At 58.3% G+C, this 24,691-nt stretch carries 23 protein-coding genes; 6 read left to right on the forward strand and 17 right to left on the reverse strand.

Features of this window, described 5'->3' with window-relative positions; all coding sequences use genetic code 11:
• Positions 1-82 precede the first annotated feature (82 nt).
• The 15 genes from GYN01_RS21340 to GYN01_RS21410 form a co-directional block, all read right to left on the reverse strand.
• Positions 83-1,558, reverse strand: coding sequence for a sigma-54 dependent transcriptional regulator (locus GYN01_RS21340; RefSeq protein WP_048402401.1), 1,476 nt, complete (start codon positions 1,556-1,558; stop codon positions 83-85).
• A gap of 178 nt (positions 1,559-1,736) precedes the next feature.
• Positions 1,737-2,030 (reverse strand): flagellar protein FliT, encoded by a 294-nt coding sequence (fliT, locus tag GYN01_RS21345; RefSeq protein ID WP_048366233.1) that lies wholly within the window; start codon positions 2,028-2,030, stop codon positions 1,737-1,739.
• 27 nt (positions 2,031-2,057) lie between these two features.
• Complete coding sequence (gene fliS / locus GYN01_RS21350) at positions 2,058-2,447, reverse strand: flagellar export chaperone FliS (RefSeq protein WP_048402400.1); 390 nt, start codon at positions 2,445-2,447, stop codon at positions 2,058-2,060.
• A 138-nt stretch (positions 2,448-2,585) separates the two neighbouring features.
• The gene (gene fliD, locus GYN01_RS21355; protein WP_048402399.1) at positions 2,586-3,947 is read right to left on the reverse strand and encodes a flagellar filament capping protein FliD; all 1,362 of its coding nucleotides are present in this window, start codon (positions 3,945-3,947) and stop codon (positions 2,586-2,588) included.
• Between the two features lie 82 nt (positions 3,948-4,029).
• Complete coding sequence (locus tag GYN01_RS21360; protein ID WP_203307752.1) at positions 4,030-4,374, reverse strand: flagellar protein FlaG; 345 nt, start codon at positions 4,372-4,374, stop codon at positions 4,030-4,032.
• 71 nt (positions 4,375-4,445) lie between these two features.
• Positions 4,446-6,191 carry a flagellin N-terminal helical domain-containing protein gene (locus tag GYN01_RS21365; RefSeq protein WP_203307753.1) on the reverse strand — a complete coding sequence of 582 codons (1,746 nt, stop codon included), beginning with the start codon at positions 6,189-6,191 and terminating at the stop codon, positions 4,446-4,448.
• Between the two features lie 232 nt (positions 6,192-6,423).
• Positions 6,424-7,350 (reverse strand): ketoacyl-ACP synthase III, encoded by a 927-nt coding sequence (locus GYN01_RS21370; RefSeq protein WP_048366228.1) that lies wholly within the window; start codon positions 7,348-7,350, stop codon positions 6,424-6,426.
• Positions 7,351-7,713: 363 nt separating this feature from the next.
• Positions 7,714-9,291: a flagellar hook-associated protein 3 gene (locus GYN01_RS21375; RefSeq protein ID WP_048366227.1), complete on the reverse strand. Its 1,578-nt coding sequence runs from the start codon at positions 9,289-9,291 to the stop codon at positions 7,714-7,716.
• Positions 9,292-9,305: 14 nt separating this feature from the next.
• Positions 9,306-11,351 carry a flagellar hook-associated protein FlgK gene (flgK, locus tag GYN01_RS21380; RefSeq protein ID WP_048402396.1) on the reverse strand — a complete coding sequence of 682 codons (2,046 nt, stop codon included), beginning with the start codon at positions 11,349-11,351 and terminating at the stop codon, positions 9,306-9,308.
• A 10-nt stretch (positions 11,352-11,361) separates the two neighbouring features.
• Complete coding sequence (gene flgJ, locus GYN01_RS21385) at positions 11,362-12,630, reverse strand: flagellar assembly peptidoglycan hydrolase FlgJ (protein ID WP_048366225.1); 1,269 nt, start codon at positions 12,628-12,630, stop codon at positions 11,362-11,364.
• A 10-nt stretch (positions 12,631-12,640) separates the two neighbouring features.
• A complete protein-coding gene (locus GYN01_RS21390) occupies positions 12,641-13,750 on the reverse strand; it encodes a flagellar basal body P-ring protein FlgI (protein ID WP_048366224.1) in 1,110 nt (369 codons plus the stop codon).
• Positions 13,751-13,794: 44 nt separating this feature from the next.
• A complete protein-coding gene (gene flgH / locus GYN01_RS21395) occupies positions 13,795-14,490 on the reverse strand; it encodes a flagellar basal body L-ring protein FlgH (RefSeq protein ID WP_048366223.1) in 696 nt (231 codons plus the stop codon).
• Between the two features lie 49 nt (positions 14,491-14,539).
• A complete protein-coding gene (gene flgG, locus GYN01_RS21400; protein ID WP_048366222.1) occupies positions 14,540-15,325 on the reverse strand; it encodes a flagellar basal-body rod protein FlgG in 786 nt (261 codons plus the stop codon).
• 44 nt (positions 15,326-15,369) lie between these two features.
• A complete protein-coding gene (locus GYN01_RS21405; RefSeq protein ID WP_048366221.1) occupies positions 15,370-16,110 on the reverse strand; it encodes a flagellar basal body rod protein FlgF in 741 nt (246 codons plus the stop codon).
• Positions 16,111-16,345: 235 nt separating this feature from the next.
• Positions 16,346-17,905, reverse strand: coding sequence for a sigma-54-dependent transcriptional regulator (locus GYN01_RS21410; protein WP_203307754.1), 1,560 nt, complete (start codon positions 17,903-17,905; stop codon positions 16,346-16,348).
• A gap of 343 nt (positions 17,906-18,248) precedes the next feature.
• Between GYN01_RS21410 and phhA the strand changes: the two genes are divergently transcribed.
• The 6 genes from phhA to GYN01_RS21435 all read left to right on the forward strand — a co-directional run bounded on the left by phhA (position 18,249) and on the right by GYN01_RS21435 (position 22,443).
• Entirely contained in the window at positions 18,249-19,040 is a 792-nt protein-coding gene (gene phhA, locus GYN01_RS21415) for a phenylalanine 4-monooxygenase (RefSeq protein WP_048366219.1), read from the forward strand.
• Between the two features lie 64 nt (positions 19,041-19,104).
• The gene (locus GYN01_RS21420; protein ID WP_048366218.1) at positions 19,105-19,461 is read left to right on the forward strand and encodes a 4a-hydroxytetrahydrobiopterin dehydratase; all 357 of its coding nucleotides are present in this window, start codon (positions 19,105-19,107) and stop codon (positions 19,459-19,461) included.
• Positions 19,458-20,657 carry an amino acid aminotransferase gene (locus GYN01_RS21425; protein WP_165599925.1) on the forward strand — a complete coding sequence of 400 codons (1,200 nt, stop codon included), beginning with the start codon at positions 19,458-19,460 and terminating at the stop codon, positions 20,655-20,657. The genes GYN01_RS21420 and GYN01_RS21425 overlap by 4 nt, the downstream gene beginning before the upstream one ends.
• Positions 20,658-20,849: 192 nt before the next feature.
• Positions 20,850-20,981 carry a hypothetical protein gene (locus GYN01_RS22525; RefSeq protein WP_255163946.1) on the forward strand — a complete coding sequence of 44 codons (132 nt, stop codon included), beginning with the start codon at positions 20,850-20,852 and terminating at the stop codon, positions 20,979-20,981.
• 88 nt (positions 20,982-21,069) lie between these two features.
• Positions 21,070-21,246, forward strand: coding sequence for a hypothetical protein (locus GYN01_RS21430; RefSeq protein WP_087148781.1), 177 nt, complete (start codon positions 21,070-21,072; stop codon positions 21,244-21,246).
• 18 nt (positions 21,247-21,264) lie between these two features.
• Positions 21,265-22,443 (forward strand): MFS transporter, encoded by a 1,179-nt coding sequence (locus GYN01_RS21435; protein WP_203307755.1) that lies wholly within the window; start codon positions 21,265-21,267, stop codon positions 22,441-22,443.
• A gap of 28 nt (positions 22,444-22,471) precedes the next feature.
• Here GYN01_RS21435 and arfB read toward each other — a convergent pair whose 3' ends face one another.
• Together arfB and GYN01_RS21445 are read right to left on the reverse strand one after the other, a co-directional pair.
• Positions 22,472-22,885 carry an alternative ribosome rescue aminoacyl-tRNA hydrolase ArfB gene (arfB, locus tag GYN01_RS21440; RefSeq protein ID WP_048366216.1) on the reverse strand — a complete coding sequence of 138 codons (414 nt, stop codon included), beginning with the start codon at positions 22,883-22,885 and terminating at the stop codon, positions 22,472-22,474.
• A gap of 91 nt (positions 22,886-22,976) precedes the next feature.
• Positions 22,977-24,398, reverse strand: coding sequence for an amino acid permease (locus tag GYN01_RS21445; protein ID WP_048366215.1), 1,422 nt, complete (start codon positions 24,396-24,398; stop codon positions 22,977-22,979).
• Positions 24,399-24,691: the final 293 nt, after the last annotated feature.

A 24,691-nucleotide genomic window follows, 5' to 3' on the forward strand; every position in this document is an offset into this window, starting at 1 on the left:
TTAAACGGTTCGTTAGCAGAGACTTAGCAATACCCGTGCCTAAAAAAAATCACTTTAAAATCAGCAGGTTAAAAAACAGGCGTCAATCCTCCGCCTGTTCTTCCCCTTCGCGACGGCTCATGCCGTACTTGCGCATCTTTTCGACCAGCGTGGTGCGGCGGATACGCAGCCGCTCTGCGGCGCGCGCCACAATGCCATTGGCGTCGTCCAGCGCCTGCTGAATCAGGCCCTGTTCCAGACCACCGAGGTAGTCTTTGAGGTCCAGACCTTCGGGCGGCAGCATGGCGGTGGTGGTGAAATCCGGCGTGGCGTTATTAATGGCCACGCGCTCTTCCATGTCACTGCGCAAGCTGTCGACCAACTGCTCGTCTTCGTCATCGACGTAACGAAACTTCTTCGGCAGCTCGGCCACACCGATCACCCCGTACGGGTGCATGATGGCCATGCGCTCCACCAGGTTGGCCAGCTCACGCACGTTGCCCGGCCAGCCGTGACGGCACAACGACATGATGGCGGCAGAGTTGAAACGGATAGAGCCGCGCTTTTCGTGCTCCATGCGCGAAATGAGCTCGTTCATCAGCAGCGGAATGTCTTCGACACGCTCGCGCAACGGGGCCATTTCAATCGGGAACACATTGAGGCGGTAGTACAAGTCTTCGCGGAAGGCGCCGACTTCAATCATGCTTTCGAGGTTTTTGTGGGTGGCGGCAATGATGCGCACGTCAGCGCATTGGGTTTTGTTGCTGCCCACACGCTCAAAGGTGCGTTCCTGCAATACCCGCAGCAGTTTGACCTGCATCGGTAGCGGCATGTCGCCGATTTCGTCGAGGAACAGCGTACCGCCATTGGCCAGTTCAAAACGCCCGGCACGGCTGGTGATAGCACCGGTGAAGGCGCCCTTTTCGTGACCGAACAGCTCGCTTTCGAGCAGTTCTGCCGGAATCGCCCCACAGTTAACGGGCACAAAGGGCGCGTCGCGGCGCTTGGAATGGTAATGCAGGTTGCGCGCGACCACTTCTTTGCCGGTACCGGACTCGCCCAGGATCAACACACTGGCGTCAGTGTCAGCCACTTGCTGCATCATTTGGCGCACATGCTGAATCGCGCGGCTGGTGCCGACCAGGCTGCGGAACAGATTGGGTTCACGATGACGACCGCGCTCGCGGGCCTGGTCGTACATCTCGCGATAGACCTGGGCACGGTGCAGCGAATCAAGCAATTTGCTGTAGCTGGGGGGCATTTCGAGGCTGGACAACACACGACGGCGCTGGTCTTCCGGCAGGTCTGCCGAAGAAATATCGCCCAAAAGTAGAACGGGAAGGAACTCATCCCATGTGGCCAGGGTCTTAAGCAAGCTCGAGGTACCGCCTGCGCTGCTCACGTCACCGACGAGCACGCAGAGGACTTCGCGGCTGGAGGCCAGGGAACCGACCGCCTGCTGCCAGTCGTTGCTCGCGCTGGCTAAATTTTCTTCGCCCAGAAAATTTAAAATCACCGCCAAATCGCGGCGGCGAACGCTATCGTCATCGATCAGCAGAATCTTGGTTTCACGCCACATGCAATAGCAACTTCCCTAGTCAACTCAATGCCCTGATGGTGGGGCAAGCTAGACGCCTTGACCCGTTTGGATATCTAAGACGACTGAAATCAGAAAACAGCACTAGTTAAGTCAAAAAACTGTACACAGTCAATTTTATGGCGCGGCAAAACGCACTTAACCACAAAATTTTTAGGTCTTAACCAAACAGATGGTAAACCTTTGAAGCATTTTTTGCTTGGTTGATCTGTGCCATCTGGTCCACCACGAGCTGGCGTTCCCCGGTGGCAGCCTCCAGCAACATGCGATACACCACCAACAAGCCCTCAAGATTTTCGCGCAGCGTGGCTTCGTCGACCGGCTTTTCGGCTAGCACATTCTCAACGCAAACCCGACAGGCGGTATCCAGTTCGCCGATAGCGTCCCAGTTGCGCTCAGCCAGCGCATCGATCAGCGCCTCACGGGTTTCTTGAATTCGTTGCAATTGGCTCATGGCGCAATCCTCAGGGCGGCGGGCAGCTTATTGCGGCGCGATCGCATCCCAACCACTTTTTACGGTGATCAGCAGGCGGGCGACTTCGTCGATCAGTTCCGGGTCGTTTGCCGCATTGGCCTGGGTCAAGCGTACGGTCATGTACTCGTACAAGCTGTCCAGTTGCTGCATCGCGTCCTTGTCCTCGGCTTTCTCTTCATCCAGGCCCTGACGCAGACCCGTAATGATGTCGATGGCCTTGGTGATCAGCAGTGCTTTTTGCGGCAGGTCGTTGCGACTCATCGCGCCTTTGGCTTGTGCCATGCGATCAAGCGCCCCCTCCATCAGCATCTGAATCAGACGATGCGGGCTGGCTTCGGAGATCTGGGCGTGGGAATTAACCTTCTGATACTGACGAAGGGCTCTCATCGGGTTCATGTTTTAACCTCGTAACAGGGGGCAGCCGAAAATAGGTGAGTCTTGATAGGTATGTCGACTGCATCAGCAAAAACTTTAAGAACAACACGCCTGGCTGACCCGATAAGGGTCAGCCTGACCGTGAAGGCTTACCCGTGATCAGCTGGATTTGGGGTTATTGAGCGCATTCAAGGTGGTCATGATGCTGGAGCTGCCGGCGTTGATCTTGGCGATCATGGTGTCCATCGCCGTGTACTTGGCGCTCAAGGCTGTTTGCATGCTGTCCATGCGTCGATCCAGATCCAATTTTTGCTTGGTCAAATCGGTCAACTTGGTGTTGATGTCGTTGCTGCGCGTGGCCAGCAGGCCCGTCGAGCCAACGTAGGACTCTGTACTCTTGTTCATCCGCGAAATCAGGCCGTCTTTGCCCAAAAACACCTTGGACACATCACCCGAGTTCTTCTCCATTGCCTTGTTCCAGGCTTTGTCCTCCAGGCTCAGCAAACCTGTTTTCTGGTCTGTGGTAATGCCCATTTGCGACAAAGCCATGACATTGAACGAGCCGCTGCCCTGCACCAACTCACCGCGCATGCTGTTGACCAATTGACGCATGGAGGCATCACCGGTCAAGGCACCTGCGGTGGTGGTCGACGCATCGCCTGTGGCCGTGACTTTGGTCTGCGCGTTAATCGTGGTCATCAACGCGTTGTAGGCCGAGACAAACGACTGCACCGAGGTTTTCAGGGTGTCGTTGTTCACGCCCACGTTAATGGTGATCGGGTCTTTGTCGACGCGATTAAGCTCAAGCGTCACACCACTGATCGCTGCGGTGACCTTGTTGCTCTTGGACTCCATTTCGAAGCCATCAATCTTGAACTTGGCATTCTGCGGCGGATCACCGGCGGTAAAGCCTTTGGCCAACTCTGACTCACCACTCAGGGTGATGTCCGAACCTTCACCAGTGTCGGTCGAGGTAATGACCAGGCGCGCACCTTTGGCATCGCTCAACACGTTGGCGCTGATGCCTTTGGATTCCAGCTGCGTGTTAATGGCCTCACGCGCTTCCTGCATGGTCGCCCCGGCCGGGATCGACACGTTGTAATCCTTGCCCGACTGGGAAATGGTCAACGTGGTCGCCGAATCGCTCGGGTTGACCTTGGCCGAACTGCCGCCTGCAAACACCGCAGAGCTGACTTTGGCTGCCGTGGCCAGCTGCGTGACTTCCAGCTGGTATTTACCGGTCGACGCCGCATCATCAATGGTGACCTTGGCGGTTTTCTCTTCAGACGAGGTACCGGTCAAACCACTGAAACTGGTCGCGGTGTTGAGCTTGGTCAGCGCAGCACGGTAGGTTTCCAGCGCGACTTTTACCGTCCCCACAGCCGACAGCTGCGTGGTGGCCGTGGTTTGCTGCTTGAGGATTTGCGAGTCTTTGGGTGCGCGTTCCGCCGCCACCAGCGCTTTCACAATACCTTGAGTGTCAAAGCCCGACCCAATGCCGGTAATCGTTGAACTAGCCATCTGTTTTCTCCTTTTCCGCTGGCTGCCGCTTTATTGGCGCACAACGCCGAGTCCGCAGACAGCTTCACAATTCATGCCACCTTCAGGCATTGGTACGAAACAACAGACTGTTAGCGTCTGTCAGGCTCTGCGCCAGTTTCAATGCCGTTTCAGAAGGGAGCTGGCGAATCACCTCACCACTATCGGTGGCGATCACCTTGACCACAACCACGCCCGTGGTGTCATCAATCGAAAAATCCAGCTTGCGCTGAGTAGACTGTACGAATTCGCGTATATCGTTGACGGCCTTTTCAAGCTCTGCGCGCCCAGGTTGTTTACCTGGCTCGGCGTCAACGTCAGCCTTGGGGGGTGCAACGTGCGCAGGCGTCGGGCTGGACTGCCCTGCTGTGGCCGGATAGGCCGCATTCAGCTTGATGCTCATGTCCATGTCATCACCTCAACACTGAAAAAACGAAAGGGCACGTAAACGCGCCCTTCCGTTATCAACCAAGCGCTAGATTACTGAAGCAGCTTCAGTACAGCGGATGGCAGTTGGTTAGCCTGGGACAGGATTGCAGTCGAAGCCTGTTGCAGGGTTTGTTGCTTGGTCAGCTCAGCGGCTTCAGAAGCGAAGTCAGCATCTTGAACACGGCTACGGGCAGCCGTCGAGTTCTCGGTGATGCTTTGCAGGTTAGACACAGTGCTGGTGAAACGGTTTTGTACAGCACCCAGCTGCGAACGCTGAGTGTCGATCTGCTGAATCGCGCCGTCCAGAGCCTGGATGGTTTGCTGAGCCGATTCAGACTTCAGGATGCTCAGATCAGCAACCGAGGTGTCCATTTTCACAGCGGTAGTCGGTGCAGCAGCAGCAGCGGTCAGGCCCAGAGTGGCCAAGCCTTTGCCCGAGCTACCATCAGCAATGGTGATGTCTTTGGTGGAGAACAGCTTCAGGCTGTTGTCCGACTTATCAACGCTGGCAGTCACACCGGTGCTTGCGCTGTTGATGGACGACACGATGTCAGCCATGGTCGAGCCAGCGGTGAACTTGACTTCAGTACCGTTCAGGTTGATAGAGGTGTCCGAAGCCAGCTTGGCTTCAGTGGTACCCGCCGACAGACCCAACTTGGCCAGTGCGCCAGCGCCGCCTTCAGCAACCGGACCTGTACCGTTACCCAACTTAACAGCTTTACCGTCAGTCGACGTCAGTTCCAGACGGCCTTCGGACGATACAGCGGCGGTCACACCAAACTTGCTAGCCGTGTTTGCCGTGTTGATTTTGCCCGCGATAGCGGCCAGGTCTTCGCCTGCTGCGAATTTGACGTTGGTGCCATTGATGTTGATCGATGCAGCAGCATCCAGCTTGCCAGTCACGGCAGGAGTAGCCACCGTTGTTACGCCGCCCGAAGCCGTTGCAGCACCAAATACAGTGTTAGTACCGGTGATATCAATGGCGGAAGCAGAAGTCAGCGTCAGCGTGGTACCTGCTTTAGCAGCAGTTACGCCGGTGATGCCTGCACCTTGAATGGCCAGCAGTGCGGCGTCGATGTCGTCACCGACTTTAACGGTTACATCTTTACCATTGATCTGGAAGGTCTGGTCAGTACCCGTTGGAGTCGCGTAATTGGCACCGGTCTGAACAAAGTTGCTGGTGGTCATAACTGCTGGCTTGGCGCCTGGCAGTTCGATCGCTTTAGCTGTCACAGAGGCCGACAGCTGAGTGGTGTCACCCTTGACGCTGGCTTCGCTGTAAGTACCTTTCAGGCCAGTGGCGCTGATGTCGGTCATACCGAACGAGATAGTCTGGTTGGCGTCAGAACCGATCTGGAAGCCAACGTTCTGGAACGAACCGTCCAGCAGGTTACGACCACCGAAAGTAGTGGTTTGAGCGATACGGGTCAGCTCACCGGTTTTGGCTGTGAATTCTTGTTGCAGGGATGCACGGTCAGCGTCGCTTTTGTCACCGTTAGCGGACTGCAGAGCCAGTTCACGCAGACGTTGCAGAATGTTGGTCGACTCTTGCATTGCGCCTTCAGCAGTCTGAGCAATCGAGGTGCCGTTGTTGGCGTTCGCGATAGCAACAGTCATGCCTTTAACCTGGGAGGTCAGACGGTTGGCGATCTGCATGCCGGCAGCGTCGTCTTTGGCGCTGTTGATTTTCAGGCCGGAGGACAGACGGTTCATCGAGGTGCTCAAGGCATCGCCGGCTTTGTTCAGGTTCTTCTGAACGCTCAACGAAGTGATGTTGGTGTTTACTGACATGGACATGACGAATTCCTCGTGGATTGAGTACTGCGGCTTCCGGCCCTGGCAACCGCCGGGTGTGGCCTAGAGAACCTTCGTAATAGTTATCGTCGTGAAAGCAAGTTGCTTGAGGGCTTTTTTGAAATTTTTTACTGGCCGGGTGCCATCCCTTGCATTTCAGGGGTTTACACACCCCGTAGAATGCAAAACGCCCATGGCTTTAGGCCACGGGCGCTTGAGGATTGCGTGAAAAAGCTTACGGGCGATGGATGATCGCCGAACCCCACGACAGGCCCACACCGAAGCCGCTGAGTGCCACGCGCTTCCAGGTGGTGTCCAGCGCGTGTTTTTCGAGCAGCAATGGAATGCTCGACGACACGGTATTGCCGGTCTCGACCATGTCCTTGATGAACTTCTCAGGCTCGCCTTCAAAACGGCGCGCCACCGCGTCAACAATTGCCGCACTGCCCTGGTGAATGCAGAACGCGTCGATGTCTTCGGCTTTAAGGTCAGATTCGTCAATCAACTCGTGCAGGTGCGCAGGGACTTTGAGCAGCGCGAAGTTGAACACTTGACGACCGTTCATGAAGAACACCCCGTCGCTGACTTTCAAGTGCGGCGCACCCGAACCGTCGGTGCCGAACTTGGCTTTGCCCAACTGCCACAGCGCGTCTTCACCCATCCAGGTGGCCGTGGCGGCGTCACCAAACAACATGGTGGTGTTACGGTCTTCAGGGTCGACGATTTTGGAGTACGGATCAGCCGTGATCAGCAGGCCGTTTTTCAGGCCCGTGGCTTCCATAAAGCCTTTCATCGCGTAGAGGCCGTAAACGTAGCCCGAGCACCCCAGCGAAATATCGAACGCAGCCACGTGGGTCGGCAGGCCGAGTTTGTCTTGCACGATGGCCGAGGTATGAGGCAAGCCTTCTTCATCACCGTTTTGGGTGATGACGATCAGCGCGTCGATGGATTCGCGCTTGAGCTGCGGGTTGTTGGCGAACAGCGCGTTGACGGCTTCGACACACAGATCCGAGGTTTCCTGGTCAGCATCTTTGCGCGGCAGGAATGCCGAACCAATCTTGCCCAGAATAAATTCTTCGTCCTTGGAGAACTTCGCGCCTTGGGCGTAGTTGTCTACGCCGTTTGCCGGCACGTAACTGGCGATGCTTTTAATGCCAATCATTGTGGCTTCCCAATACTCAATAGCTGGAGATCACCCGCTCACGAACGAGGGGCGTTGACAATAAAAGGGCTTCGTCGCGCAAAAAAGCGGCGAAAGTGGATGCCTGAAAATACCCAAAACAGCCTGTAAAAGGCCCGGCATCCGCCCGTACGTTGCACACGATACAGTGAAGATGCGCATTATGACCCATAGGTCACTCTATTTTGTGTGGTTTATACAAAACGTTTCAAGCCGACTTTCAGATAAGCGGACACAAAGCTGCGTAGCGGCCTTGTGCAGGCGCTGAAAAACAGAGGGGGTCGTTGCGAGCGAAGCCCTGCACCAGCGCACCCGAAGGTGTCTGGCGCAGGGTCCAGAGCGGAATCAGATTTTGTTGAACAGGCTCAACTGGGAGATTTTCACGAACGCCAGCTGCGAGGCTTCGAGCATGGCCTTTTGGAAGGCCAGGTCAATAGATGCACCCGCCATGTCCGTGTTGCCGATGGCGGCCGTGGTGGAGTCGTTGGCCAGGCGCATGCTTTCGTTTTCGTTAGTCTGTACATCCACCGCTTTCAATCGCGCACCGATTGAACCGCGTGCGTTATCCACACCGGCCATGGCGTTTTTAAGGTTGCCCACCGACGCGTTGATAATGTCCGTCTGCTTTTGCTTGGCGGCCGGGTTTTCATCCGTCGGCGTAGCCAATGCCTGGCGCAGTTGACTGATGGTGTCCAGTGCACTCTGGCTCTGGTGGTTATTGCCCTTGACCACAAACTGGTCGCCCGCCTCGCGCGCGCCGGTGAAGTCAAACTTGACCCCCATCGCGGTAATCGAATCGCCGGTCATGGTGCCCTTGGCAATCGATTTGCTGTTGGCCGTCACTGGCTGGGCATAAATCTCGTACTCGGTGTCGCTGGTGAACTTGATCACTGCGCCACTGGCCGGGAAGCTGTCGCCATAAGCCTTGGCGTCATCCACGGTACTGCTGGTGATTTGCGACGTGGAGTTATTGCCAGGGCTGCGCGCTGCGCTGAACGAGTCCGGCTTGGCTTGCAGGGTAAAGATGTGACCCTTGACCGCATCGTCCTGATCCGCTGGCGCGATGTCCTTGAGGTTCAGGTTGATGTCAAACTGCACACCGCGCAGGCTGATGCTGTGCGCCCCCTCCTTGGTAGCATCGAAAGTGCCGGTGCCGGGCACTTCAGAGGTCACGTCTTTGCCGGTCCGGTCGCGCAGGATGTACTGCGTGCTGCTGGTGAACTCAAGCTCGTACGGCTGACCGTCAGCAAAGCTCTTGTTAAACACTGGGCTTGAGGTGATCAAACCTGCCGACACCGAAACCGTGCCATCAGCGGCCAAGGGCGGCTTGGTGGTGAGTTCGGCCTGGGTGCGACCGGTGTTGGTCGCGCCTTCGAAGATACTTTTTGCAGTGTCACTGCCCGCAATGGTCAGCGTGTCAGACACTTTGAGGTTCAGTTGCGTGTCATCGCCCTGATAAGTGTAAGTGCCGTCATTGTTACGCGCATACGGCGGGGTGTCGGTCTTGGAACCGGAGAACATGTAGTCGCCGTTGGCGTCTTTGCTGTTGAGCAGGCTGAACACCTGCTCTTCAATGTTGCCCAGCTCATTGGCAATGGAGGTGCGATCCGCATCACTGACCACGCCACCGCCTGCCTGCAATGCCAGCTCGTAGGCTTTCTGCATGGCGTTGTCGATGCTGGTCAACACTGATTCCTGGTTGGCCAGTGACGATTTAATGCCGTTCATGTTGGTGGTGTACTGCGCCAACATGTCTTTTTGCTGCTGCAATTGCAGCAAACGTGCGGCACCCACCGGGTCATCCGCGGCCGACTGAATGCGCACGCCGGAGTCGATTTGGGTTTGGGTCTTGATCACCGAAGCGAAGTTGTTCTGGTATTTGGACGCACTGGTCTCAAAGAACTGGGCAGTAGAAATACGCATCGTCGGCGACTCCCTTAAAGGCTGTTGATCAGCACGCTGAAAGTTTCTTGCGCCGCTTTGATAATTTGCGACGAAGCCGTGTAGTACTGCTGAAACTTGACCAGGTTGGACGCTTCTTCATCCAGGTTGACCTGAGACACCGAGCTGCGGCTGGCAGCCGCATAAGACAGCGCCGCGTTGGTGGCCGTGCCATCAACCGCCGCTTGACTGGCCTTGCCGCCGACCTTGGACACCAACTGGCTGTACGAGGTGGCCATGCTCACGCCACCGCCGCCGCTGTTTACGCCCACGGTCGGTTTGGTCTGCAAATCCAGCATCTTGTTGGCGTTGGTGTTGTCCGACTTGCCGTCTTTGTTGAACTTGATGTCGAACGTGTCGCCCTTGCCCGGCGAACCGCTGATGGTGGTATTGAAATCGACGGTTTTCTTCGAGCCGTCCGGGTTCAACACCGGCTGACCGGCAGCGTCCAGCACGGGCACGTTGATCGTGACCTTGTTGTCCTGCCCCGGCACCACGGTGCCCTTGCCGATTTCGTCGCCCTGCTCGTTCAGCACGCGATAACCCTGCACACCGTTGACCGCTTCGTCGAAGGCAATGCGCACGGGCATGGCACCCTCGATTTCACTTTGCGCCAGGCCCAGGCCCGCGCCGCCATAGATGTTGAGTGCTTGCGTCAGGTCCAGGCCATTGACCACGCCCGTGCCGCTGTTTGAGCCGCCCTTGCTCGCCACCAACGGCCCGGCAAACGCCAATTTGCTGGAGTCGCTCATCTGCACGCCGATGTTGGTCGCGCCGCTGCGGGTGGGGCTGACTTTGAAGCTGTCGCCCTTGTCCAGCGCACCGCCGTTGAGGCTCATGGTGAAGCCGTCAATCTGGGGCGCAGGCTTCTGATCCAGCTTGAACGACCCCATGTCGGTGCCATCGGAGCGCCGTACGCTGTAGTCATTGTTACTGCTGAACGTCACCTGATAGTCGTAGGTGGTCAACGCGCCACTGTCGGTGATCGTGACATCCAGATTGCCCGAGCCAGCGCTGTTGCCGGTGGCAGCCAGGCTGCGCTCGCTGATGGCTTTGGCACTGTTGATGTTGTTGAACAGCGAGGCGCCGAACTCGCCGTTGGCATCCAGGCCCTGTCCCAACTGCTTGTTGATGGCGTCTGCCACCACCAGAGCGGTGCGCCCCAGCTCATTGATCGCCGGTGCGAGCACCTCGTCACGGTAGCGAATCAGGCCGCCGATCTTGCCACCGGACAACGCAGAGGTGACGTCCGAGTTCGAAGACGGGGTGTTGATCTGGATCGTAAATTGGCTTTTATCGGTTTTACCCGGCACCGCCGACAAGGTGTTGCTGGTATTGCCCAGCACCAGTGCCTGACCGGTGCCCAGGGTGATGTCGTACACGTTGTCGTGTTCTTGAACCGTCACGCCGACCAGCTCATTAAGCGAGCGAACCGCCTCGTTGCGCGCATCCAGCAGGTCATTGGGGGTGTTACCCGACGTGGTCGCCTGGGCAATTTGCTTGTTCAGCGAGGCAATGGTGGCCGAGTGCTGGTTGACCATCGAGGTCAAGGTTTCAAGCTGGCTATTGACGCCTTCGTTTTGCTGATTGAGCTGGCTGGCAATCGAATTGAAACGGTTGCTCAAGGTTTTGGCGTTGCCCAGCAGCAAATCACGCGCGGACGCATCACCCGGCGCACCCGCCGAGGCTTGCAGCGAGGCGAAAAAGCTGCTCAGGGCCGCGGACACACCCGTGCTTTTATCCGACAGCAATTTGTCGATAGGGCCGATCTGATCGAGATAGGCTTGCGCGTCGCCATTGAGCGAGGTGGTGGTTTGCAACTGGGCGTCGAGGTAGGCGTTGTAAACACGGCGCACGTCCGCCAGCGTGGTGCCGGTGCCAATAAACACACCGCCCGATTGCTGCGAACCCGCCGTGCCCTGCACGATTTGCTGGCGCGAGTAACCCGCCGCGTTAGCGTTGGCAATGTTGTTGCCGACCGTGGCCAATGCCCCTTGGCTGGCGTTCAGCCCCGACATCCCGATGTTGATCAAACTCGCCATGGTTCAAACCTTATAAATGCGTGAGAGAACCTGTCGAGGCATAGCTCTGGTAGGTCTTCATCTGTTTGGCTATTTGCGAAATCTTGCTGGCGTACGCCGGATCGGTTGCGTAACCGGCCTTTTGCAGCTCGCGTACAAATTGTTCTGGTTTATCGGCCGCGTTCAGCACTTCTTTATAACGATTGTTGCTCTGCAACAGCGTCACCAAATCGTGGAAGCTGTCTTGATACGAATCGTAGGAACGGAAGTCCGCCGTCTCCTTGACCATCTGCCCGCCTTTGAACTCACTGGTGATGGCGCGCGCCTGAGCGCCCTGCCAACTGCCCGTGGCCTTGATGCCGAACAGGTTATGACTGCTGGTGCCATCTTGTTGACGCATGACCGACTTGCCCCAACCGGTTTCCAGTGCAGCTTGTGCCACCAGGTACAGCGGATCGACACCAATGCGGGCGGCCGCTTGCTGCGCCATCGGCAACATGGTGGCCACGAAGGCGTCTGGCGACTCGAAGGCTTTTTTCGCCGGTGCCAAGGGCGGCTGGGCCACGGCACGGCCGTAGACCTGCATCCGCCCTTGAGCACCCGCTGCACTGAGCATCGGCTGGCGACTGCCTTTAAGCACCGCGTCCATCGAGGCACTGGTGCGCCCCGGCACCGCATCGGTATTGAGCGTGGAGCGCGCCGGGTCGGCCGATGGCACGATGCCAGCCAGCAAGCGGTCCGTGAGCTTGGTCGGCAACGCCAGACGCCGCTGATTGAGCAGCGCCATGTCATTCTGATGCCCGCCCTGCGCGGCGCTCGGTGCCAGCGCCACACGCGAGGCCCACAGCGGTCGCTGACCGTTGGAGCGCACGAACGGGCTGTCTGCCGGAGTCACAGCGGCGGTCGGCGTGGCCGCTTTGGCCTCGGCCGTGAGCGCCGTGGCAGGCGGCGTATCGCCCGGCACGGCTGACTTGTTTTTCGACATTTGCCGCATCAATACGTCAGCCAGACCAATGCCTCCGCCCTGACGGGACAACGTCACCGACAGTTGCTGGTCGTACATTTCCTGATACTGCTTGGCGGCCGGGGTGTTGAGTGGATTGTCCTTACCCAGCACTTCGTTGGCGGAACGCATGGACTTGAGCATTTCGTTGAGGAACAACGACTCAAATTCCTGCGCAACCTTGCGCATATTGCCTTCGCTTTCGCGGTCGCCCACCTTCAAGTTATTCAGACGATTGAGGTCGGTATACGCGCCCGAATCGCTGCCACTGACCACACCACTCTTACGTATATCCATGACGCAGGCCTCAGATCACGATCAGGTCGGCTTGCAAGGCGCCGGCCTGTTTGAGTGCTTCAAGAATCGCCATCAAGTCACCTGGCGCTGCGCCTACCTGATTCACTGCACGCACGATTTCGTCCAGCGTGGTGCCCGGACCAAACTTGAACATCGGCTTGGCTTCTTGCTGAGCGTTAACCCGCGAACGCGGCACCACTGCCGTCTGGCCATTGGACAAAGGCCCCGGCTGGCTGACGATCGGGTCTTCGGTAATGGTCACGGTCAGGCTGCCGTGGGTCACGGCAGCAGGCGACACCTTGACGTTTTGCCCAATCACGATGGTGCCGGTGCGCGAGTTGATGATGACCTTGGCCACCGCCTGCCCCGGATCGACTTCGAGGTTTTCCAGAATCGACAGGTAATCGACCCGCTGGCTTGGGTCCAGTGGCGCGGTGACACGCACCGAACCGCCGTCAATGGCTTGCGCCACGCCAGGGCCGAGCAGGTCGTTGATTTTGTCGACCACACGCTTGGCAGTGGTGAAGTCCGAACGGTTGAGGTTCAGCGTGAGGCTGTTGCCCTGATTGAAGCCACTCGGTACCGCACGCTCAACCGAGGCACCACCGGGGATGCGACCGGCCGAGGGCACGTTAACGGTGATTTTGGAACCGTCGCGGCCTTCGGCATCAAAACCACCGACCACCAGGTTACCCTGCGCAATGGCGTAGACGTTGCCATCAATGCCTTTCAACGGGGTCAGTAACAGCGTGCCGCCGCGCAGGCTTTTGGAGTTACCAATGGAGGACACGGTGATGTCCACCACCTGACCCGGCTTGGCAAACGCTGGTAAATCGGCGCTGATCGACACCGCTGCCACGTTTTTCAACTGCACGTTGCCCGAGCCTGGCGGCACTTTGATGCCGAACTGCGAGAGCATGTTGTTGAACGTTTGCAGGGTGAACGGGGTTTGCGTGGTTTGGTCGCCCGTGCCGTTAAGCCCGACCACCAAGCCATAACCAATCAATTGGTTGGTCCGTACGCCCGAAATGCTGGCAATGTCTTTCAACCGCTCGGCGTGGGCGCCAAGGGTTGTGGACAGTAGCAGTACGGCTGCCAGCAGATGCTTGAGGTTGAACATGGTGGGGGCCATCACTTAAAGAGGAGCACTTAAAAAGGGTTCGCTTAGAACGGGAACAGCGGACTCAGGAAGAAACGGTCAAACCAGCCCGGTTGGCTCGCATCGGCAAACGAACCGGTGCCCGAGTAGGTGATGCGCGCATCTGCCACACGGGTCGAAGACACGGTGTTGTCGGTCGAAATATCGTCCGAGCGCACCAAACCGGCAATACGCACCAGCTCATCACCGGTGTTCAAGGTCATCCACTTCTCGCCGCGCACCGCGATGATGCCGTTGGGCAAGACATCGGCCACCGTCACGGTCACCGAGCCGGTCAAACTGTTGCCCTGCCCCGCTTTACTGTCGCCTTTGCTGGCGCGGCTGCCGCTGTAACCGGCATTCAAGCTCAAATCACCACTGCCCAGCGGGTTGTTGGTGGTCAGGCCGCTGCCGAACAACGACGTGAGGCCGATGCTGGTGTTGCTGTTCTTGCCGATCTGCGAGTTGGCGTTTTTGCTCGCCTGCGTCCTCTCATTCAGGGTGATGGTGATGATGTCACCCACCCGGAACGCCTTGCGGTCGCTGTACAGGTTCTGCTCAAAGCCTGCCTGATAGATCGAACCGTTATTGGCCGCCGCCGGCAACGGCGTGCGCGGCAACACCGGCGCGTAGTACGGATCGTTGGCCCGTGGTGGCGGGCTGACACAGCCCGCCAATACGGTGATACCGCCCAGTACCAGAACAGAAAACAAGCGTTTCATGACCTCTCCCGCAGTTGCAGGCGACCTTGGGGCCGCCTTGTCGACGTGATTACAGATTTTGCGTGACGAAGGACAGCATTTGGTCAGCGGTGGAGATGACTTTGGAGTTCATCTCGTAGGCACGCTGCGTGGTGATCATGTTGACCATTTCTTCCACGGTGCTGACGTTCGAGTTTTCGAGCATGCTTTGCATGGTCAGACCAAAGCCATTGAGGCCCGGCGTGCCGATTTGTGGCGCACCGCTGGACGCGGTTTCAAGGAACAGGTTACCGCCCTGCGCCTGCAAACCCGCCGGGTTGATGAAGTCAGCCGTCTGCAAGTTGCCGATGACCTGGGCCGCCGGGTTGCCGGCGATGGTCACCGACACAGTGCCGTCCTGCCCCACGGTGAAGGTCTGCGCATCCGCAGGCACCACAATGGCAGGTTCCAGGGCAAAGCCATTGGCGGTCACGATCTGGCCATTGGAGTCCAGGTGGAAAGTACCGTCACGGGTATAGGACGTGGTGCCGTCCGGCTGCATGATCTGGAAGAACCCACGGCCATTGATGGCCAGGTCCAGCGGCTGCTCGGTGGTTTGCAGGCTACCGGCCGCGAAGTTCTTTTGCGTGCCGACGATGCGCACACCCGTACCCACTTGCAGGCCCGATGGCAGCTCGCTGTCCTGAGTCGACTGGGCGCCTGGCTGGCGTTTGATCTGGTAGAGCAAGTCCTGGAACTCGGCACGATCACGTTTGAAACCGGTGGTCGACACGTTGGCCAAGTTGTTGGAAATGGTGGTCAGGTTGGTGTCTTGTGCAGCCAAACCTGTTTTTGCAACCCAGAGTGCCGGAAGCATGCAGTTCTCCTCGCGCGCCGGTTTTTCGGCGCCGCGTTAAATAATTAGCTGATGGACAGGACGCGCGTCATGGCCTGATCGTCTTCTTTGGCGGTGTTCATCATCTTGATGTGCAACTCGAACTGCTTGGCCAGGGCCAACACCGAGGTCATCTCGTCCACCGCGTTCACGTTGCTGGCTTCCAGAAAGCCCGAGACCACACGCACGTTGGCGTCGGCCACAGCCGGTTGGCCGTCTTTGGTGTGAATCAGACCGTCGAGGCCCTTGGTCATGTTCTTGAGGTCTGGCTGCACCATCTTGATCCGGTCAACTTCGGCCATCACCCGCGGGCCTTCGCCCATGGCGCGGATACTGATGGTGCCGTCTTCACCGACTTCGATCTGCTGCTGCGGCGGCACGGCAATCGGCCCGCCATTGCCCATGATCGGCATGCCGTTACCGGCCCGCAGAATGCCCAAGGCATCCACATTCATGCTCGCGGTGCGCACGTAAGCTTCGCTGCCGTCAGGCGCCTGCACCGCCAACCAACCATCGCCCTGCACGGCTACGTCCAGGTCACGACCGGTTTCGACCAACGCGCCAGCGGTGAAATCCGTGGCCGGGCGTTCCGACAGTGCAAAGGCACGCGCCGGAAAGCTGTCACCGAACACCGGCATCGAACGCGCCTGCTCCAGGTCACGCTGAAAACCATTGGTTGAGATGTTCGCCAGATTGTTGGCATGCGCCTTCTGCGCCAGTGCGTTCTGGCTGGCGCCGGTCATTGCCACATAAAGGTACTTGTCCACAGTCTTTCCTCTGCCTGACGGACGTTTGCCGCCCACCGCTGTACTGAAGTCCTCTAAGCAATTTGCGCACCAACTTTTTTTTGACGGCGAAAAACCCCGGCTTTGCGGGGTTTTGAGGCCCATCAGAGGAAACGTCGGACGGCGTAAAAGACGTAAAAACGGCGCGAACAGGCCGAAGGCGGCAAGGCGTGGCCTGTCAGGCGACTGGCCCGCCAGGCTCGCAGGCTGTTACGGATTAAGGTGTGGGCTTGAGAATGTCGTACTCGCGCAGCTTATTGGCGATGGTGGTGTGAGACACACCGAGCCGTTTGCCCAGCAATCGACTGCTCGGGTACTCGGCGTACAGTTGTTCGAGCACGGTTTTCTCGAAGCGGCCGACAATTTGGTCCAGTCCGCCGTCCATTGAAAACTCGCCCAAGGGCTGGCGCACACCATAATCGGGCAAGCGAATATGCTCAGCCTTGACCACCCCGCCCTCGCACAGCGACACCGCCTGAAACAGCACGTTTTCTAACTGGCGCACGTTGCCCGGCCAATGGTAATGACTCAAACGGTCCATCGCCGCAGGCGCCAGACGCGGCAGCGGGCAACCAATCTGGCGGCTGGCCTGATCCAGAAAGTGCTCCACCAACGGCGCCAATCCGTCCAGGCATTCACGCAGCGGCGGAATGTGCAGCGACAACACGTTCAAGCGATGGTAAAGATCCTGACGGAACTCACCCTTGGCACACAGCTCGGACAAATCCACCTGCGTGGCACACATCACACGCACATCGAGGTACACCTCTTCATCGCTGCCCACGCGACGAAAGCAGCCGTCCTGCAAAAAGCGCAGCAGTTTGACCTGCAAACGCGGACTCATCTCGCCCACGCCGTCGAGAAACAACGTGCCGCCAGCCGTCAGCTCCAACAACCCGAGCTTGCCCTCGGCCCGCGCCCCTTCGAAAGCCCCCGGCCCGTAACCAAAGAGCTCGGTTTCGGCCATCGACTCCGGCAAGCCTGCGCAATTGAGCGCCATTAAAGGCGACTGCCCGCGCGGGCTGGCGAGGTGGCAGGCGCGCGCCAGCAATTCTTTGCCGGTACCGGTTTCGCCTTCTATTAATAGAGGGGCGTCCAGCGGCGCCATACGCCGCGCTTCGCGCACCACGGCGGCCATCACTTTGGAGCTTTGGAAGATGCTGTCAAAACCGCGCAGCTCTTGCTTGCGCACGTTGTAGATTTGCTCGCCTACACGGTCGGCACGGTGCAATGTCAGTACCGCCCCCGCCATGGCCTCACTGTCATCGCTGTCCAGTTGCAGCGGCGCGATGTCGGCCAGAAACACGTGCCCTTTGATTTTGACCCGCATGCCGTTGATGCGCGATTTGTTGGCGCGCACCAACTCCGGCAAGTCAAAGTCTTCGGCGTAACGCGAGAGCGCGATGCCCGGCACTTCATCCACACGCACACCGAGCAATTGCGCCGCAGCGCGATTGGCCGCCACGATGGAGCCACCCATGTCGATGGACAGAACCGGAAATTCCAGCGCACCCAGCAAGGCGTTGAGTTCCATGTGCCGACGTTCGCTAGGCATTAAACCTACACGCTTGACACCGAACACCCCGGCGATGGTTTCAAACTTGGGGCGCAGGGCCTGGAACTGCAAATTGATCAGGTTGGGGCAATACAGATAGATCGCGTTGCCCTGATCGCCGCCCACCTCACCACGCTTGACGTTGATGCCATAGGCGACCAGCAGATTGAGAATGTCGCGCAGAATGCCAATCCGGTTTTGACAATGGACCTTGATACGCATGGGGAAAGGCTCAAAAAAGAATTAAACACCACACACCTCCCGCAGGAGCTGCCACAGACTGCGACCCGCTGACCGCTAAACGCTCGCAACCCGTGCCAGCGCTTGCAAAGTGCGAATATTTGGCGGGCCGCGCATTTCAACGTCACGTTTTTGTGACAGCTTGACCTTCGTCGACCGCAATACTCTCAGCATGGCCCGCAAGTCGTAACGAATAGTTTACGAATATGACGCATCATCCCAGCATTAGTGGCTTTAGGCTAGCTGCACGACGCAATCGCTTGAGGTATCACTTAGTCATCGCTACACACCGAATAATAAAAACGATTTCCTTGCGGAGAGTCCCATGAAGCAAACGAAATACGTCGCCCGCGAGCCTGATGCTGATGGCTTTATCGACTACACACCGGCCGAGCACGCGGTGTGGAACACGCTGATTACCCGCCAACTCAAGCTGCTGCAAGGGCGTGCCTGCCCTGAATACATGGAAGGTATCGACAAGCTGGGCCTGCCCCATGACCGCATTCCGCAGCTGGGCGAGATCAACAAAGTGCTGGCTGAAACCACCGGCTGGCAAGTGGCCCGCGTACCGGCACTGATCCCGTTTCAAACCTTCTTCGAATTGCTGGCCAATAAGCAGTTCCCGGTAGCGACCTTTATTCGCACGCCCGAAGAACTCGATTACCTGCAAGAGCCGGATATTTTCCATGAGATTTTCGGCCACTGCCCACTGCTGACCAACCCGTGGTTCGCTGAATTTACTCACACCTACGGCAAGCTCGGCCTGCAAGCCACCAAGGAACAGCGCGTGTATCTGGCCCGCCTGTACTGGATGACAATCGAGTTTGGGCTGGTCGACACCCCAGAAGGCCAGCGCATCTACGGCGGCGGTATTCTTTCATCGCCCAAAGAAACGGTTTACAGCCTGTCTTCAGAACCGGAACATCACGCCTTCGATCCACTGGAAGCCATGCGCACCCCGTACCGCATCGATATTTTGCAGCCGCTGTATTTTGTCCTGCCGGACTTGAAGCGACTGTTCGATTTGGCCCACGAAGACATCATGGGCATGGTCGAAACAGGCATGAAGATGGGCCTGCATGCGCCCAAGTTCCCGCCTAAACCCAAAGCGGCGTAACACGTCTTTTTTGAAACCTTCTTTCTTTTGTACCCATAAGAAAAACTGACTTCAGGAACACACCATGAACGCACTGAACCAAGCCCACTGCGAAGCCTGCCGCGCCGATGCCCCCCAGGTCAGCGACGAAGAACTGCCGGTGCTGATCAAACAGATCCCGGACTGGAACATCGAAGTGCGCGACGGCGTGATGCAGCTGGAAAAGGTCTTTTTGTTCAAAAACTTCAAATTTGCACTGGCGTTCACCAACGCCGTTGGCGAGATCGCTGAAGCCGAAGGCCATCACCCGGGCTTGCTCACCGAGTGGGGCAAAGTGACCGTTACCTGGTGGAGCCACTCCATCAAGGGCCTGCATCGCAATGACTTCATCATGGCCGCGCGCACTGACGACGTAGCCAAAACCGCCGAAGGTCGCAAGTGAAGCACTTCGCGGCCATTGGCCGGGTGCCGGGCGACCCGATTCTGGGCCTGATGGACGCCTACAATCAGGACACCAACCCGAACAAATTCGACCTGGGCGTGGGCGTCTATAAGGACGCCAAGGGCCTGACGCCGATCCTGCAATCGGTCAAACAGGCCGAACAGCGCCTGGTTGAGCAGCAGCAGACCAAAACCTACATCGGCGGTCATGGCGACAGCCGTTTTGGGCAACTGATCAGCGAACTGGTGCTGGGTGAGGCGTCGCCCTTGCTGGCCGACAAACGTGCGGGCGCTACACAGACGCCCGGCGGCACAGGTGCCTTGCGCTTAAGTGCCGACTTTATTGCACAGTGCCTGCCGGGGCGCGGCATTTGGCTGAGCGATCCTACCTGGCCGATCCACGAAACCATTTTCGCGGCAGCCGGTTTGAAGATCAGCCACTACCCGTACGTGGGCAGCGACAACACGCTCAACGTCGCCGCGATGCTGGCGGCCCTGGAACAAGCCCCCAAAGGCGATGTGGTGCTGCTGCATGCCTGCTGTCATAACCCGACCGGGTTTGACTTGTCACAGGAGGACTGGCACCAGGTGCTGGATGTGGTCAAGCGCCGCGAGCTGTTGCCGCTGATCGACTTTGCCTACCAGGGATTTGGTGACGGCCTGGAGCAGGATGCGTGGTCTACGCGCCTGTTTGCCAGCGAACTGCCCGAACTGCTGATCACCAGCTCCTGCTCAAAGAACTTCGGTCTGTACCGCGAACGTGTCGGGGCGTTGATCGTGTGCGCGAGCGACGCCGAAAAACTGACGGACATCCGCAGCCAACTGGCCTATCTGGCCCGTAACCTGTGGTCCAATCCGCCGGACCACGGCGCGGCTGTGGTGGCGACCATCCTGGGTGATGAGCAACTCAAGACGTTGTGGGCCGGCGAAGTGGAAGCCATGCGCAGCCGTATCGCGCAACTGCGCAGCGGTTTGGTCGAAGCGCTGACGCCGTTTGGTCTGGCCGAACACTTTGCCCACATCAACCAACAGCGCGGGATGTTCTCCTACACCGGCCTCAACGCCGAACAAGTGCAATTGCTGCGCGAGAAACATAGCGTGTACATGGTCGGCTCAGGCCGCGCCAACATGGCAGGCGTCGACGGCACCCGCCTGAGCCTGCTGGCCAAGGCGATTGCGCAGGTGTGTACGCACTAACGGTGGCAACGCCAGGCGCGGGCTTGCTCGCGCCTGCTTGCACGACAACAGCAACATGAAAAGTTCGCCACAAAGCCCCGCCAGACGTAAAAAAAGACAAATTGTCACACCCGGTCATGTATCCTGCCCAAGCTTTTTAAAAGCGCCGATGTACCCAGCGATTTAAAAACACACCTTGCGAGGAGCGCGACGATGCACGAAATCCCAAACCTCCCCTTCCCAAGCCTGCATGAAACTCAGCAGCCGACCCCGCAACACACCAGTGGCGAAAACCCCGCACTGGACGAGGCCCCTGAAAGCCTCAAGGCCGACAGCGAAGACTGACGGTTCGCACTCAGGCGGTGCGAAAAGCTTTCAGCTTTTCATACCGCCTGACACAATCGCCGCACCGTTCTCAACCCCGGATTCCCGCGTGACTGATTCTTTCAGCGACACCCAAGCCAGCGTACTGATCGGCACAGCCGAAAAAATGATCGAGCTGTGGGAGCGCCTGACCCCCGAAAAACAAGCCACCCTGCTCCAGCGTTTCGGCACCCAGGAAAACGCCCTGGCCGCCCTGATTGCAACCCGCCTGGTTGCACCGCTTTAATCCGCAGGACCTGCGCCCATGCCTGAAACACAACACCCCCTGGCAATCACGCTGCAAGTGATGTCCATCGTGCTGTTTACCTTCATTGGCTATCTGAACATCGGCATTGCGCTGGCGGTATTACCCGGCTACGTTCACAACCACCTGGGTTACGGCACCGTCATCGCCGGGCTGGTGATCAGCGTGCAATACCTGGCCACGCTGCTGAGTCGCCCGTACGCAAGTCGCATCATCGACAACTTGGGCAGCAAACGCGCGGTCATGTACGGCCTGGCCGGCTGCGGTCTGAGCGGCGTATTTATGCTGCTCTCCAGTTGGCTGTCGGCGATGCCCGCCCTGAGCCTTGCCAGCCTGCTGCTCGGGCGACTGGTGCTGGGCAGCGCCGAAAGCCTGGTCGGCTCAGGCTCAATTGGCTGGGGCATCGGCCGCGTAGGCGCGAACAACACCGCCAAAGTGATCTCGTGGAACGGCATCGCCAGTTACGGGGCAATCGCCATCGGCGCTCCGCTGGGCGTGCTGATGGTCAACCACTGGGGCATGTGGAGCATGGGTGCCAGCATCATTGCGCTGGCGGTGCTGGGCTTATTGTTGGCGTGGCCCAAGCTGGCGGCGCCGATCGTCAGTGGCGTGCGCCTGCCGTTTTTGCATGTTCTGGGCCGCGTCCTGCCCCACGGCACCGGGCTGGCGCTGGGTTCTATCGGGTTTGGCACCATCGCCACGTTCATCACCCTGTACTACGCTACCCAGCATTGGGAAAACGCCGTGCTGTGCCTCAGCCTGTTCGGCGCCAGTTTTATCGGTGCGCGGTTGCTGTTCGGCAACCTGATAAATCGCATCGGCGGCTTCCGTGTTGCAATTGCCTGCTTGAGCGTCGAAACCGTGGGGCTGCTGGGGTTATGGCTGGCACCCAACCCGCAACTGGCGCTGGCCGGTGCGGCGCTGAGCGGATTTGGCTTCTCGCTGGTCTTCCCGGCGCTGGGGGTTGAAGCGGTGAATCTGGTGCCTGCCTCAAGCCGCGGGGCCGCCGTGGGGGCGTATTCGTTGTTTATCGATTTATCGCTGGGTATCACCGGGCCACTGGTGGGCGCCGTGGCGGCAGGCTTTGGTTTTGCCTCGATCTTCTTGTTCGCCGCACTGGCCGCGTTTAGCGGGCTGATGCTGAGCGTGTACCTCTACCGCCAGGCCCGCGCAACCTAGGGTCTCTACGTCGACCCCGGCAACGGGATCAAAAATCCACTTTGCCGCGCCCTGCCTTGATGTTGCCGCGCTTGGTTTTGGATTCGAGCCGACGTTTTTTTGACCCCAGCGTCGGCTTGGTGGGACGGCGCTTTTTCTCGACCTTTGTCGCGCTCACAATCAACGCCAGCAAACGCTCCAGCGCATCGGCGCGGTTCTGCTCCTGGGTGCGGTATTGCTGCGCCTTGATGATCAATACGCCATCACTGGTAATGCGACTGTCACGCAGCGCCAGCAGCCGCTCTTTGTAAAACGGCGGCAACGACGAGTTGGGGATGTCAAAGCGCAAGTGCATGGCGCTTGAGACTTTGTTGACGTTCTGACCGCCCGCGCCTTGGGCGCGAATCGCCGTGAGTTCGATCTCGGCGTCGGGGATGTGCACGTTGTTGGAAATCACCAGCATTACAAAAGGGTCCGTTTTCAGGGCGTGCAGGATACCCCACAAACAACAAACCCGGCGCCATGGCCGGGTTGGTTGTTAGTCAGGGTAACGCTTACTTGCCGGCCGAGCCGTAAGCTGCGGTCGAAGCGTGCGCTTCGCGCCTGCCCTTGATCAAGAAGCACACCCACATGAAGGCCACCCACACCGGAATCGCGTACACCGACACGCGAATGCCCGGGATCATCAGCATGATGACCAGAATGAACGCCACAAACGCCAGACAGATGTAGTTGCCGTACGGGTACCACAACGCTTTGAACAGCGGGGTTTGTGCGGTTTTGTCCATGTGCTGACGGAACTTGAAGTGCGAGAAGCTGATCATCGCCCAGTTGATCACCAAGGTGGCCACCACCAGCGACATCAACAGTTCCAGCGCGTCGTGCGGCATCAAATAGTTGAGCAGCACAGCAATCACCGTCACCGCGGCCGAGGCCAGGATCGAGTTTACCGGCACGCCGCGCGTGTCGATTTTGGCCAGCACTTTGGGAGCATCGCCCTGCTGCGCCATGCCCAGCAACATGCGGCTGTTGCAGTAGGTGCCGCTGTTGTACACCGACAATGCCGCGGTCAAGACCACAAAGTTGAGGATGTGCGCAGCAGTGTTGCTGCCCAGCATGGAGAACACCTGCACAAACGGGCTGCTGCTGTAGCTGTCGCCACCGGCGTTGAGCGTTTCGAGCAACGCATCCCACGGCGTCAGGGACAACAGCACCACCAGAGCGCCGATGTAGAAAATCAGGATGCGGTAGATCACCTGATTGATCGCTTTAGGGATCACCGTGCGCGGCTTGTCGGCTTCTGCTGCGGTGAAACCGAGCATCTCCAGACCGCCAAACGAGAACATGATGAAGGCCATTGCCATCACCAGGCCGGTAATGCCATGCGGGAAGAAGCCCCCGTGCTCCCACAGGTTACTGACCGATGCTTGCGGGCCGCCACTGCCGCTGACCAGCAAGTAGCTGCCCAGGGCGATCATGCCCACGATGGCCACCACTTTAATGATCGCGAACCAGAACTCGGCCTCGCCAAACACTTTGACGTTGGTCAGGTTGATTACGTTGATCAGCACGAAGAACGCCGCCGCCGACGCCCAGGTCGGGATCTCGGGCCACCAGTAGTGCACGTATTTACCCACGGCCGTCAGTTCCGACATGCCGACCAGGATGTACAGCACCCAACAGTTCCAGCCCGACATGAAGCCGGCAAAGCCGCCCCAGTATTTGTGCGCGAAGTGGCTGAAGGAGCCGGCTACCGGCTCTTCAACGATCATTTCGCCGAGCTGGCGCATGATCATAAAGGCAATGAAGCCGCAGATTGCATAGCCCAGAATCATCGACGGGCCGGCAGATTTCAGTACCCCGGCCGAGCCGAGGAACAAGCCAGTACCGATCGCGCCACCCAGGGCAATCAGCTGGATATGGCGATTTTTCAGGCCGCGTTTAAGCTCGCCCGAATGCGAGGTTTGTCCACTCATTAAAAAGGGTTCCACACAAGGTTTGATGGCATTCAGTGCGTTTTCGCTTGAGCACCGGCAGTGATCGAAGGGTCTACAACACAAATCAAACCCCAGCGCAGACGCCAGGAATCCATGGTTGTTTCACGAGTCATGCGTCACCTGTTTGTTTTTATCTGTGACGGAATCGAACCCGCAAGGCTTATGGCATTGCGGAGTTAACAAGGCGGGTTAGCCTTGAGGTTTTGGCCAATCAGCACATCGCCGAGCGGCGCAAAAAGCGCGGTTACGCCATTGAGTCACAGTTAAAACGC

Origin of the sequence: Pseudomonas weihenstephanensis (assembly GCF_016812185.1) — a bacterium.
GTDB classification, from domain to species: Bacteria; Pseudomonadota; Gammaproteobacteria; order Pseudomonadales; family Pseudomonadaceae; genus Aquipseudomonas; species Aquipseudomonas weihenstephanensis.